General features: G+C 63.9%; 12 protein-coding genes. 8 read left to right on the top strand and 4 right to left on the bottom strand.

The features are described 5' to 3' along the window. Window positions 1–187: 187 nt before the first annotated feature. Together IVB05_RS39730 and IVB05_RS39725 are read right to left on the bottom strand one after the other, a co-directional pair. Window positions 188–1,966 (bottom strand): glucan ABC transporter ATP-binding protein/ permease, encoded by a 1,779-nt coding sequence (locus IVB05_RS39730; RefSeq protein ID WP_247781518.1) that lies wholly within the window; start codon window positions 1,964–1,966, stop codon window positions 188–190. 193 nt (window positions 1,967–2,159) lie between these two features. Continuing rightward, on the bottom strand, window positions 2,160–3,248 hold the full coding sequence (locus IVB05_RS39725; RefSeq protein WP_247781517.1) for an ABC transporter substrate-binding protein: 1,089 nt from the start codon (window positions 3,246–3,248) through the stop codon (window positions 2,160–2,162). Between the two features lie 241 nt (window positions 3,249–3,489). Between IVB05_RS39725 and IVB05_RS39720 the strand changes: the two genes are divergently transcribed. From IVB05_RS39720 to IVB05_RS39700, 5 genes are all read left to right on the top strand, one after another. Beyond that, a complete protein-coding gene (locus tag IVB05_RS39720) occupies window positions 3,490–3,897 on the top strand; it encodes a hypothetical protein (protein WP_247781516.1) in 408 nt (135 codons plus the stop codon). A 123-nt stretch (window positions 3,898–4,020) separates the two neighbouring features. Continuing rightward, on the top strand, window positions 4,021–4,503 hold the full coding sequence (hisE, locus tag IVB05_RS39715; protein ID WP_247781515.1) for a phosphoribosyl-ATP diphosphatase: 483 nt from the start codon (window positions 4,021–4,023) through the stop codon (window positions 4,501–4,503). 63 nt (window positions 4,504–4,566) lie between these two features. Next, window positions 4,567–5,148, top strand: coding sequence for a YqaA family protein (locus tag IVB05_RS39710; protein ID WP_247787347.1), 582 nt, complete (start codon window positions 4,567–4,569; stop codon window positions 5,146–5,148). 153 nt (window positions 5,149–5,301) lie between these two features. Next, window positions 5,302–5,814, top strand: a complete 513-nt coding sequence (locus IVB05_RS39705) for a hypothetical protein (RefSeq protein ID WP_247787341.1) — start codon at window positions 5,302–5,304, stop codon at window positions 5,812–5,814. A 254-nt stretch (window positions 5,815–6,068) separates the two neighbouring features. Beyond that, complete coding sequence (locus IVB05_RS39700; protein WP_247781514.1) at window positions 6,069–7,037, top strand: nitronate monooxygenase family protein; 969 nt, start codon at window positions 6,069–6,071, stop codon at window positions 7,035–7,037. An 81-nt stretch (window positions 7,038–7,118) separates the two neighbouring features. On the opposite strand, the gene IVB05_RS39695 is transcribed toward IVB05_RS39700, so the two are convergent. Continuing rightward, on the bottom strand, window positions 7,119–8,606 hold the full coding sequence (locus IVB05_RS39695) for an aldehyde dehydrogenase family protein (RefSeq protein ID WP_247781513.1): 1,488 nt from the start codon (window positions 8,604–8,606) through the stop codon (window positions 7,119–7,121). Between the two features lie 114 nt (window positions 8,607–8,720). Between IVB05_RS39695 and IVB05_RS39690 the strand changes: the two genes are divergently transcribed. From IVB05_RS39690 to IVB05_RS39680, 3 genes are all read left to right on the top strand, one after another. Further along, entirely contained in the window at window positions 8,721–9,809 is a 1,089-nt protein-coding gene (locus tag IVB05_RS39690) for a substrate-binding domain-containing protein (protein ID WP_247781512.1), read from the top strand. Window positions 9,810–9,906: 97 nt separating this feature from the next. After that, window positions 9,907–10,644 (top strand): SDR family NAD(P)-dependent oxidoreductase, encoded by a 738-nt coding sequence (locus IVB05_RS39685; RefSeq protein WP_247781511.1) that lies wholly within the window; start codon window positions 9,907–9,909, stop codon window positions 10,642–10,644. Between the two features lie 113 nt (window positions 10,645–10,757). Further along, the gene (locus IVB05_RS39680) at window positions 10,758–11,531 is read left to right on the top strand and encodes a thioesterase family protein (protein ID WP_247781510.1); all 774 of its coding nucleotides are present in this window, start codon (window positions 10,758–10,760) and stop codon (window positions 11,529–11,531) included. A 53-nt stretch (window positions 11,532–11,584) separates the two neighbouring features. On the opposite strand, the gene IVB05_RS39675 is transcribed toward IVB05_RS39680, so the two are convergent. Continuing rightward, complete coding sequence (locus IVB05_RS39675) at window positions 11,585–13,075, bottom strand: ABC transporter substrate-binding protein (RefSeq protein WP_247781509.1); 1,491 nt, start codon at window positions 13,073–13,075, stop codon at window positions 11,585–11,587. Window positions 13,076–13,191 lie beyond the last annotated feature (116 nt).

Raw genomic sequence — 13,191 nt, 5'->3', positions numbered from 1 at the left:
CGCCTTCGAAAAGGAGGTCCTCGAGATCTAACGTTCGGGTTTCAAGCGTGTCCGGCACCGTCGCTTCGCGGCAAGGCGCAAACCTATACCGGCTTGGCGGGCCAGAACAGAGGCCGGGTAATTAAATCGTGGACGAAATCGTCGCAAATTCGGCAATGTCTAAACCGTGATGGCGCTCACGCAGGCCCTATTTGGCCTCGATTCCGGCGCGCGGGCTCTGCTGCACCATGAACTGGGCCTTCGCGAGTTCCGCAAAGCGTCCGCCCTTGGCCACCAGTTCATCGAAAGTTCCACTTTCGATCACGCGGCCGTTGTCGAACATCAGGATGCGGGTGGCGTTGCGGATGGTCGAAAGCCGGTGCGCGATCACAAACGTGGTGCGGCCCTTCATCACCTCGTCGAGGGCCGCATTGACCTTGGCCTCGGTGACCGCGTCGAGCGCGCTGGTTGCCTCGTCGAGGATCAGGATCGGCGGGTCTTTCAAAAGCGCGCGTGCGATCGACAGGCGTTGCCGCTCGCCGCCGGACAGCATGCGGCCGCGCTCGCCGGCATGGGTCTCGAATTTCTTGTCGCTGCGCTCGATGAATTCCAGCGCCTGCGCCCGGCTTGCGGCGAGGCGCATTTCCTCCTCGGTGGCGTCCGGCTTGCCGACCTGCAGATTCTCGGCGATCGAGCGGTTGAACAGCAGCGCCTCCTGGAACACCACGCCGATGTTCCGCCGTAGTGCCGTCAGCTTCAGGCCGCGGATATCCATGCCGTCGATCTTGATGATGCCGGATTGCGGATCGAACGCGCGGTGCAATAGCGCGATCGCCGTCGACTTGCCCGCGCCGGTTGGGCCGACCAGGGCGATGGTCTGGCCGGGCAGCGCGGTAAACGAAACGTCTTCGACCGCGGGCCGCTTGCCGTCATAGGAAAACGAGACGTCGTGGAATTCGATGAGGCCGGAGAGACGCCCGGTATCCATGGCATTGGGCCGGTCGCGCACCGCAGGCACCGCGTCCAGCACGTCGAAGAATTCCTGCAGACGCGGCGCTTCCATGAACACGCTGTTGATGAAGCTCACCACCTGTTCGAGCTTCTGGATCAGCATGGTCGCGAAGCTCACGAACATCACGATCTCGCCGACCGTCGTCTGTCCCTGTGCGTGCAGGTAGATGCCGACGGTGAAGATCGCGAGCACGGTGATGGTGGTGGAGGCGCGGGTGATGACGGTGACCAGCGCCCACCAGCCCAATACCGGCATCTGCGCGGCGAGCAGCTTGTCGGCGACGAAGCGCAAGCCCTGAACTTCGGCATCGATCCGCACGAAGCTCTGCACCAGCGCGACATTGCCAAGCGCGTCGGAGGCGCGCGTAGACAGATCGCTGTACTGCGCCTCGACCTCGCTCTGCATGCCGTAGGTCTTGCGCACCACCAGCGTGGTCAGCACGGTGAACACCACGCACAGCACAAATAACAGGATCGCCATCCGCCAGTTGAGGTAGAGCGCGAGCGGCAGCAGCACCACCAGCGACAGGATGGCGGCAAAGTGCTCGCGGAAGAAGGCGAGCCAAAGCCGCCAGAGCGAGTCGGTGCCGTTCAGCATCACCTTCATCAGCCGGCCGGAATGGGTGCCGGTGTGGAAAGTCAACGGCAACTGCATGATGTGTTCGAAATAATCCGTCAGCACCGCCTGGCGCTGGCGGTGCGCCAGCTTGTCGGCGTGGAGCGCGACAATGGCGCTGCAGCCGATGGTGAACAGGCCGAACGCCACCCAGGCCGCCAGCAGCGGCCAGGCCGAGTTCGAGGCGAGCGGGCCGGTCTGCGGTTTGCCGGAGAGCACATCGACGATCTTGCCGAACAGCACCGGCTCGGCGAATTGCGCGCCGGCCAGCAGCAGGTTGGCGACGGCGAGAATCCAGCCCAGCCGCGCCTCCTTGCCGAGCAGCTCGAGGACACGGGTGTAAAGGCGCAGCATGGACATTCGGATAAGGACTCAAAGGAAGCGATCAGCGGCCACTATACTAATCAGGGATCGCGGTGGAGAACCAGAGCGGGATGAATTTTGTTCAATCGCTTTTATCCCTAATCGCTTGCGGACAACACGCCCACCGACCTCATCCCTGCGCAACGGCTTTGCCGTTGGCGCCTCCTCGCCATGAGGAGTTACATTTTACTCAATTGATCACGCGACCGTTGAGCGGCGGCAGGAACTGGTCGTCGAAGATGTCGGAGGCCTGCGGCCGCTTCTGAAACTTGAAATCTTCCGCGACCTGGTCAATCGAGCGTTCGAATCGCGCCGGATCGATCGCGCCGATGCCGTTGCGTTTCACTTCGCTGGTCAGGATGTTGTCGCGCAGGATGCTTTGCAGGCGTTCGAGTTCGAGGTCCTTTGAACCGCCGTCCATGCGATTGGCGACTTCGGTCGCGGCGCCTGCAGGGTCCTTGACGGTAAGATTAAGGCCGCCGATCACGGCCCGCACGAATCCCTTCACCGCCTCGGGCTTGGCGGCCGCCAGCGCCGGATTGACGATGACGGCGAAACCATAGGCCTCGCAGCCATAGTCGGCGAATTTCAGCACCGCCAGATCGTCGGCCGGCACGCCGCGGTCCCTCAAATTGATCGCCGACAGATAGGAGAATCCGGTCACGGCATCGATCTGGCCTGCCGACAGCATCGGCTCGCGCACCGCGGCGCTGATGCTGCTCTGCTTCACGCTCTTGATCTTGATGCCGTTCTGGTGGGCCACCGCCGGCCACAGCCGGACCGACAGATCGCCTTCGGCGACGCCGAGATTCTTGCCCTCGATGTCAGTCAGCGCGCGGACGCCGCGGCTCTTGCGGGCGATGATGGCATAGGGCGCCTTGTTGGACAGGACGAACACCGCCTTGATCCTGGGGCCGCCCTGCTTGTCCTTGTCGCGAAAACGCATCAACGCGTTGATGTCGACCAGCGCAAAATCGCTGGTGCCTGCCGCGACGCGCGCAATCGCATCCGACGATCCACTGGCGATGTTGATCGTGACCGCAAGCGCTTCCGCGCCGAACAGGCCGCCGGCTGCGGCCATCACGAAAGGGGAGGCTGCGGCATCGATCGGACGATCGAGCGAAAACTGGATCGCAAGCGGAGGCCGGGGGTCGTCCGCGGCCAGGACATTGCTCGCCATGATGCCCGCAACTGCGCACAGCCCGGCAAGGGAAGCCAAGAGAATACTCGAGAGAACGCTCAGGCGGGAGCGGATGGCCTTGGTCCTGACAGCACGCATCGAGATTACATCAGCACGAGGTGGGACAAGTTGCCGCGTCGGCGATGACTGCTTCGTGACATCGCCAACGGCATGAATCGCCCTTGGGCGAGCCATTCTGCAGCATCTAACCTGAACGGTCGATGACTGCCACGATTTTGCCAGGGATCGTTCAGCTGCCGTTCGGATTGGGGAACCTAGTATTCGCTCTGTGGTTAGCTATCTGAGGCCTGTCGGGCCAGCTTCCACGGAGGATGTCGAGATGTTTGCGCGAAAGGGTATGTTTTCATCGATCGGCCGCGCCGGCGCGGTGGCGACGGTCCTGGCGGTGGCGCTGACGGCAGTCGAGCCGTCGATGGCCTTCGCCGGCTCCGCGACGTCAGGCAAGGACGTCACGGCGTCGACCGGGACCAGCGACGCAACCGATATCAGCGCGCGCCGCAGGTATTATCGAGGTGGCGGCGGCGGTGCCGCGGCCGCGGCGGCCTTCGCTGGCATCGTCGGCACCGGGCTCGCGATCGCGGCCACCCAGAACCGCCGCGACTACTACTATGACAATGGCTACTATGGCGGCGGCTACTATGGCGGCGGCCCGGCCTATTACGGCAGCCCGGGCTATTACTCGCCTGGCCCTTACTACGGCCGCAGGCACTACTATCACGGCTGGTAAACGCGACCGCTAAAATCGCAACCGTTAAGATGAATCCACCGGCCGTCCCGGCCGGTGGGTTTTTTTATGGTTGCAGGGGCGGCCGTTAACACGCTCGCCACGGCTTTGCGTTAGGTTCAGAGAATGAGTGATTCGCTCGAACGGCTTTATCAGGCTGTCATCGCAGCCAAGGATCTCGATCCGGCCACGTCGCGAACGGCGCGGCTGTTTCAGCGCGGCCCCTCCAAGATGGCCAAGAAGCTTGCCGAGGAAGCCATCGAAGTCGTCATCGACGCCGTCAACGGCAAGACCGAGGCGGTGGTCCGCGAGAGTGCCGATCTGCTCTATAACCTGACCGTCCTGTGGGCTTCGGCCGGCGTGAAGCCGGAGGACGTCTGGCGCGAAATGGAGCGGCGCGAGGATATGCTCGGCATCGCCGAGAAGCTGCCGAAGTCGGCGGTCAAAATGCCCAAAGCTTTGGCGAACAAGGCGCTACCTGCCAGGGCGCCACCTGCCAAGGCTTTGCCGAAGACTTTGCCCAAGGAGTTGTCCAAGGCGACGGCGTCCCCCGTGGTCCGGCGGCGAATTGTCGCGCTGGAAGGCCGCTCCTTGCGTAAACGGCACTAATTCCTCTCGAATTCCGTCCTTTTCCGGCATGGACAAATCCGCCGCATGATGGTTCATGCGGCCATGCTGAAACGGACCTACGACTGGTGCATCGACGCCGCTGACAAGCCCTACGCGCTGTGGATCATGGCGGCCGTATCCTTCGCGGAAAGCTCGTTCTTCCCGATTCCGCCCGACATCATGCTGCTGCCGATGTCGCTGGCGCGGCCGAAGAAGGCATGGTGGTTCGCGACCGTCTGCACGATCTCTTCCGTCGCCGGCGGTGTGGTCGGATACGCGATCGGCGCGCTGCTCTACGATTCGATCGGGCACTGGCTCATCACCCTTTACGGCCTTAGTGACAAGGTCGAGACCTTCCGGGCCTCCTATGCCGAGTGGGGTGCGGTGATCATCCTGCTGAAGGGCCTGACGCCGATCCCCTACAAGCTCGTCACCATCACCTCGGGCTTCGCGGGCTACAATATCTGGCTGTTTATCCTGTGCTCCGTCGTGGCGCGCGGCGGGCGCTTCTTCATTGTCGCCGTCCTGCTCAACCGCTACGGCGACCTGATCCGGAGCGAGCTGGAAAAGCGACTCGGCCTGTGGGTCGCCATCGGGGCGGTTGTACTGGTGCTCGGTTTCGTCGTTGCGTTCAAGTTGATCTAGATCGCGTTCACGCTGATCTCGATCGCGTTTACGCTGATCTAGCGCTTGGCCGGCATCCCGGCTTCAGGCTACGTTCGTGTCATGTCCGATCGAAGCGGCCGTCTGTTCACATTATTCGGGCCGCAATTTGCGACGGCGAGCCTCGTCGCATCCATGCTGGCGACCGCTCCCGAAGCCGCCTGGCCGCAGGCCGCGCCTCCGCCCTCGCTCGGCCTGCAGTCGCCGGCCCAGCAACCCCTGCCGGCTCAGCCCGAGCGGCAGCAGATCGAGCCCTCGCCGCCGCGCGACGAGAACCCGGGCCTGATCAACGAGATCGGCAAGCTGTTCGAGAAATCCAAATCGCTGCTGCCGCCGCTGAAGAGCCCGAGCGAGACCATCGACGATTTCAACGCGCGCACCAAGGACGCCGGCCAGAGCCTGTCGAACATGGCCAAGCCCTCGACCATGGTGAGCGGGCGGGCGGCGTGTCTCGTGTCGGCCAACGGCGCGCCGGACTGCAAGGCCGGCGCCGACCGGCTGTGCCAGAGCAAGGGTTACAAGGAAGGCAAGAGCCTCGACACCGATGCTGCCGAGAAATGCTCGCCGAAAGTGTACCTGCCGGGCTACAAGCGCCAGCCGGGCGACTGCAAGAACGAAAATTACGTGACGAGGGCGCTATGTCAGTAGCGCATGAACCGGACCCGGAGGGCCACGTCAGTGCAAAGTGGGCACCGGTTTTCCCTCGGGACCAACGCGAAGCGTTTGCCCGGAGATCATGCGCAAACAAAAAGCTGGCGCGGAATGACGTTTCGCAGAAAAGTCATTCCGCGCCAGCGGCAAAACGCAATACTTGACACTGGAAAGATTGCCTTGTTGGTATGACGTCTGGCATCTCTACGGCGATGCCTCATCCGCTTGAATAAACCGAAGGATCGTTTCGAATGTCCATGCCTGCCTTGTTCAAGGGCCGTCTGTCGCTACCCGTGATCGGTGCGCCGCTCTTCATCATTTCCGTGCCGGATCTGGTGATCGCACAATGCAAGGCGGGTGTGGTGGGGTCGTTCCCGGCGCTGAACGCCCGGCCGCCGGCGCTGCTCGACGAATGGCTGGCGCGGATCAAGGAAGAGCTTGCGGCCTACGACAAGGCGAACCCTGCGCGGCCGTCGGCACCGTTTGCGGTGAACCAGATCGTGCACAAGTCGAACAACCGGCTCGATCAGGATCTGGCGCTTTGTGAAAAGCACAAGGTGCCGATGATGATCACTTCGCTCGGCGCGCGCGAGGAACTCAATCAGGCGGCGCATGGCTGGGGCTGCATCGTTTTCCACGACGTGATCAACCAGAAGTTCGCGCACAAGGCGGTCGAGAAGGGCGCCGACGGATTGATCCTGGTCTCGGCCGGCGCCGGCGGCCATGCCGGCGAGATTTCGCCGCTGGCCTTCGTGGCGGAGACGCGGGCCTGGTTCGATGGTCCGATCGCGTTGTCGGGCGCGATTGCAAACGGCCGCGCCATCCGCGCCGCGCGCATACTGGGCGCCGACTTTGCCTATATCGGCTCCGCCTTCATCGCCACCAGGGAGGCCAACGCCGTCGAGGGCTACAAGCAGATGATCACGACCTCGACCGCCGAAGACATCGTCTATTCCAACCTGTTCACCGGCGTGCACGGCAATTATCTGAAACCGTCGATCGTTGCCGCCGGCATGGATCCTGACAATCTCCCGACCTCGGATCCCTCGAAAATGAGCTTCGGTACGGACGCGTCGGGCGAGCGCGCCAAGCCAAAGGCCTGGAAGGAAATCTGGGGCTCCGGCCAGGGCGTGGGCAGCGTCGCCAAGGTCTTGCCGGCTGCCGAGCTGATCGCGCGCTTCAAGAAAGAGTATGACGAGGCGGTCGACCCCGCATTGTAACGGGCGTGGCGCCCTCTCCCTTACGAGGAGAGGGCGGCCAGGTGAGGCCTTGAAAGTTGCCTCGGCAGTCGCGTGCGGCGCTCACACGTTCAGATTCATCCAGACCGCCTTCGGCTCGGTAAAATTCTCCAGCGCGGCCGTGCCGTGTTCGCGGCCGAATCCTGAATCGCGCACGCCGCCCCATGGCAACCGCACGTCGGTGTAGCCATAGGTGTTGATCCAGACCGTTCCGGCCTTCGCCTGTTTCGCGAAACGCTGCACCCGTCCGATGTCGCGGCTCCAGACGCCGGCCGCAAGGCTGTAGGCCGTGCCGTTGGCGATGCGGAGCGCTTCGGCTTCATCTTTGAACTTGATGACGCTGACCACGGGCCCGAAGATTTCTTCCTGCGAGATGCGCATCTCATGTTGGACGTTGGCGAACACCGCCGGGCTGATGAAGTAGCCGCGGTCGCCGACACGCTCCCCACCCGTCGTCAGAAAGGCGCCTTCGTTCCGGCCGATATCGACGTAATCGAGGATGCTCTTCATCTGCTTCTCGGAGATCACCGGCCCCATCGCCGTGGCGCGATCGGCGGGATCGCCGATGCGGATGGCCTTGGCACGCTGCGTCAGCCGCTCGACCACCTCGTCATAGACCTTCTCATGGGCCAGTACGCGTGAGCCGGCCGAGCAGACCTGCCCGGCGTTGAAGAAGATTCCCGAGGCCGCCGCCTTGCTGGCCGCCTCGATATCGGCGTCGTCGAAGATGACGTTGGCGGACTTGCCGCCGAGCTCGAGCGACACGCGCTTGAAGTTGCCGGCAGCGCCGCGCAGAATTCCGCGGCCGACGCCCGGCGATCCCGTGAACGTCACCTTGTCGACATCAGGATGATTGACCAGCGCGTCGCCGACCACGCGTCCGGGGCCGGTAACGATGTTGAGAACGCCGGGCGGCAATCCGGCTTCGAGCGCCAGCTCGCCGATGCGCAATGCGGAAAGCGATGTCAGCTCGGCGGGCTTCATCACGATGGTGCAGCCGCAGGCCAGCGCCGGCGCCAGTTTCCACATCCCGATCATCAGCGGGAAATTCCAGGGCACGATGGCGGCAACCACGCCAACCGGCTCCCGCATGGTGTAGGTGAGCGCTTCTTCCCGCGTCGAGACCACCTCGCCGCTGATCTTGTCGGCCCAGCCGGCATAGTAAGTCAGCGTATCGATGGCGGCGGGGAGGTCCTGCCGCAGCACGCCCGCGATCGGCTTGCCGGCATCGAGGCTTTCAAGGGCTGCGATCTCATCGGCGTGCTGCTTCATCAGCTCGGCCAGACGGAGCAAAATCTGGCCGCGTTCGGAGGCGCGCATGCTGCGCCAGGGGCCCTCGAAGGCGCGCCGCGCCGCCGCCACCGCGCGATCGACGTCGGCCTCGTTGCCTTCGGCCACCGTCGCGATGACCTGTTCGTTGGCCGGATTTAGGGTCTTGAACGTGCGGCCGGAGGCGGACGGGACGTGCTGGCCGTCGATCAGCAGCAGCCGGGGCTTGGCGGATGCGATGGCGGGGACGGACGCGCGGTCATAATCATATGCAATAGACATCATATTTCCTCCGTTGTTGTGCTTGAAATTAGGAGGAGATAGCCTTTTGTAAATATGATATGGTGTGCCTATGCCTCGCAAAGATATGCAGTCAATTTCATAAAGTGAGCGGCCATGCATCACGTCGAGATCGAGACGGTCTGGCGATTTCACAAGGAAGGCAGCCCGGAGACGGCGGTGGTGATGCTCGGCGTTCTCAATGAAATCCGGAAGACCGGGAAACTCACCAGCGCGGCGAAGCACGTCCAGCTCTCCTATCGGCATGTCTGGAATCTGGTCGAGCAGTGGTCCGATTTCTTCGGCGTGCCGCTGGTCGAGACCCACCGCGGCAAGGGCACGGCGCTCACCGCCTTCGGCGAAAAACTGGTCTGGGCCGGGGAGCGCATGCAGGCGCGGCTTGGTCCGCAGCTCGAAAATCTCGCGCAGGAACTCGTGACCGAGATCAAGCCGTTCCTGCATCAACGCCCGTCCGTCATCCGCGTTCACGCCAGCCACGGTTTTGCGGTGTCGAAATTGCGCGAATTGCTGGACCGTGAACCCGGCATCGGCGTCGATCTGCGTTATGTCAGCAATCAGAATTCGCTGGTGTCGCTGGCGCAGGGCGCGTGCGATCTTTCCGGCGTGCATCTGCCGCGCGGCGAATTGCGCGCGCAGGGCATTCGGGCCTGCAAGGAATGGCTCGATCCGCGCGAGGACCGCGTGATCAGTTTCGTGACGCGGGAAATGGGGCTGATGGTCAAGCGCGGCAATCCGCTGAAGATCGCCTCGATCAGAGATGTCGTCGAGCGCAAGGCACGCTTCGTCAACCGCGACCATGATTCCGGCACGCGGCTGCTGTTCGATCAGTTGCTGGCGCTGCACAAGGTCGACGAGGCCAGGATCAACGGTGCGCAGCAAATGGAGTTCACCCACGCCGCCGTCGCCGCCTATGTCGCCAGCGGCATGGCGGATGTGAGTTTTGGCGTCGAGGCCGCCGCCCGGCAGTTCGGGCTCGATTTCATCCGGCTGCTGACGGAAGACTATTTCTTCGTCTGCAAGCGCACATTTCTGGAGACGGAGCCGATGCGGCGCGTTCTCGACATCATGAAGGGGCGCGAGTTCCAGGATGGGGTTGCGAGCCTGCCCGGCTACGCCGCAACCAGCACCGGAACGGTCAATACCGTAAAGGAGTTTCTGGAGAGCGTGGGGTCGAACGCAACCTGATATTCTGCCCGGGCGCCGTTCACGTGGTCAGCGTTTCGACTCCGGCGCTTCCGCAGTGATATGATTGCATCCGCCTTTGACGTCAGGTGAGGTTTCGATGGCAAGCGGACAGGATCTGGGCGCGCATGTCGCGCTGGTGACGGGCGCGTCCCGCGGCATTGGTGCGGCGATCGCATGGGCTCTGGCCGAGGCCGGCGCCGCGGTCGTGGTCAATTACCGCGAGCGGGCCGATGATGCCGAGGCCGTCGTCGCCAGGATCAAGGCTGGCGGCGGCCGCGCCATCGCGGTGGCGGCCGACGTCTCGCAGGCTGCGGCCGTTGCCAGAATGGTCGACCAGGTTGCTTCCGCGCTCGGCCCGATCGATATCCTCGTCAACAATGCGGGCATGGCGATCGTGCGCGGCGTCGATGATCTGACCGAGGACGATTTCGATCGCACCATCGCGGTCAACCTGAAATCGGCGTTCCTCTGCACGCAGGCCGTGTTGCCTGATATGCGGGCGCGCAAATGGGGCCGCATCGTCAATATCTCGTCGGGTGCTGCGCGCGGCGCCGGCGCCATCGGCGTGCACTACAACGCCTCCAAGGCCGGCATGGAAGGGCTGACGCGAGGCTATGCCGCGCGGCTCGTCAAGGAAGGGATTACCGTCAACGCGGTGGCGCCGTCGCTGATCGCAACCGACATGATGGGTGGCCGGACCGATCTCGCCCGCAACATCCCGCTCGGCCGCATGGGCCAGGCCGAGGAAGTGGCGCAAGCCGTCGCGATGGTGCTCGGCAACGACTACATGACCGGACAGACCATCGTCCTCAATGGCGGCATGGCGTTCATCTGAGGCGCGCCGTCTCCTGCGCATGACGCACGGCGCTTTGCCCGCCACGGCCTCGACTCGTTCCGCCGAAGCAGGCAAGAAGCGGTTCCCTTTGATCGACAGGAACCCCCCACGCAATGGATGCAATCTTTCGTGTTGACGGCAACGACGTCGTCACCAGCCCCTTTGCCGCGGGACCATGGGACCCGAGCATGCAGCATGGCTCGCCGCCGGCGGCGCTGGTCGTGTGGGCGGCGGAACGGATTTCGACTGCCGTCCCGATGCGGATCGCCCGTGTCACCGTCGACCTGATGCGCCCCGTGCCGGTGGCGCCGCTGACGATCGAGAGCGAGGTATTGCGCGAGGGGCGCAAGATCCAGCTTTGCGCCGTGAGGCTGCTCGCCAAAGGCGTCGTCGTGGTCGGCGCGACCGTGCTGAAGATCAAGGTGCAGGCCAACGAACTGCCGCCGGAGGCTGCTATCGGGCCGGTCCAGCTACCGGGGGCGGACCAATCGCGCGTCGAGAACGTTGATTTCTCCTCGAGCCCTTTCGTCACCGGTATGTCGCTGCGCGCCGCACGCGGCCGGTTCGGCTCGCCCGGTCCCGGCGCGATCTGGTACCGCGTCGACCGGCCGATCGTGCAGGGCGCACCGGTCTCGCAGGCGATGCGGGCGATGGCGGCGGCGGATTTTTGCAACGGCACCTCGGCCGTGCTGGACTTTCGCGAATGGACGTTTCTCAACGCCGATCTCACCGTGAATTTTTCGCGCGAGCCGGCCGGCGACTGGATCCTGCTCGATGCCGAATCCTGGATCGGTCCGGACGGCGCGGGGCTCGCCATGGCGCGGCTCGCCGATGAGCGCGGCTATTTCGGCCGCGCCATCCAGAGTCTTGTCATCGAGAAGCGCTGAGCGCAGACAGACGGCGTGGTGAGGCTGCGGTCACAGCGATCGCGGCTTCCTGATCATTCGAGATCGACCGGCTGGAAGCGCCCGGTTTCATCGAGCGCCGTGCCCCAGATCTTGTGCGAAGCCTGGTGATCGGAGCGGGCAAAGGAAAGCGGCACCCCGAGGCCGAGGTCGAGATTGCGCGTGCTCTCCAGCGCATCGACCAGCTTTTCGGTATCGAGCTGCGCGCCGGCGCGCTTGAGCCCGTCGATCAGGATGTTCGCCGCCACGAAACCTTCCAGTGACGCGTAGTCGGGCGCCTCGCCGGGAAAATACTTCGCCAGCGCGTTCTTGTATTCGAGCACCGCGCTCGAATGGCCGGAGACCGCCGGTACGACCTGCGTCACGAGGACGCCTGTCGTGTAGCGCGGCCCCAACAGCTTCAGCTCGTCGGCGAGCGATGAGCCGCCGACGCCTGAGATACTGGTGAAGATCATCTCGGGATACAGGTTGCGCGTCTTCTCGATGAATTTGGCGGCAGCCCGATAGGAGGCAGACATGATGATCGCCCTGACCGGCACCTTTTGCAGTCTCAACGTGTTGACGGCCTCGTCGACCTCGATGGTGTTGCGCGGGTAGTTGAGCCGCAGGATGGCGCTGTCGTTGATACCGAGCGCGCGATACGCCTTGGCGACGCCGGCAAACCCGGCATCGCCGAGATCGTCCTGCTGGGCGAACACGGCGATCTGCCGGACCGGGATGCGGCGCATCTTCACCAGATAGCGCACCGCGGCGTCGGCTTCCTCGGCATAGCTCGGACGGTAGTTGAAGACATAGCGATCCGGAGGATCGCGGCGCACGACATTGCCGCCGGTGTAGGCCCCGAAGAACAGCATCCGCCGCTCCAGCGCGTAAGGAACCGCGACCGCTGCGGTCGCGGTGCCGATGCTGCCGACGAGGCCGAAGATCTGGTCCTTCTCGTAGAGCTGTCTCACGGCCTGGAGCGTGCGCGCCGGCTCGTTGCCGTCATCGGCGGCGATGATCCGCAGCTTCCGTCCCCCGACGCCTCCGGCGTCGTTGACCTGGTTGAAGGCGGTCTCGATGCCGAGCTTCATCTGGCGGCCACGCTCCCTTACCGGGCCGGTGAAGGCCGCCGTGATGCCGAACCGGATTTCGTTGTCGGATATGCCGCGGACCGCATTGACCGGATTTCCGAAGCTGACCGCGGGCGCCGGCGCCGCGGCGAAAGCCGGTGCGGCGGGGGCGGCAGCGGCTGCGGCCGGAGGCGGCCCGGATGGAGTGAGCGACTGTTCGAGATCCACCAGCCGGCGTTCCGCCAGCCTGCAATCCGTTCTGCCCGACGTCACCGCGTTGCGGCCGTCCGCGACGCTGCGATCGAACAGTTGGGCGAGGTCGGAGCGCTGGGCCTCGTTGGTCGCGGCATCCCGGATCACCGCCGCGAACTTTTCGATGATCGACTGGATTCGAGGTCGTGCGACATCGGGGCAGGCCAGCACCGAACCGATCACCGGCCCGACGCGGCCGGCAAGGTCGCGTACGAGCTCCATCTTGTCGCCGGGGGCCGCTTCTGCGGCTGTTATGAAAAAGGCACTAAGTAAAAACGAAGTCCAACGCAGCTTCACTAAAATACGCACGACACAACTCTTGGGCTTGAAGTTTCTTG

This window comes from Bradyrhizobium sp. 170 (assembly GCF_023101085.1).
In the GTDB taxonomy this organism is placed as follows: Bacteria; Pseudomonadota; Alphaproteobacteria; order Rhizobiales; family Xanthobacteraceae; genus Bradyrhizobium.
This window is presented reverse-complemented; position numbering and strand designations above follow the sequence as displayed.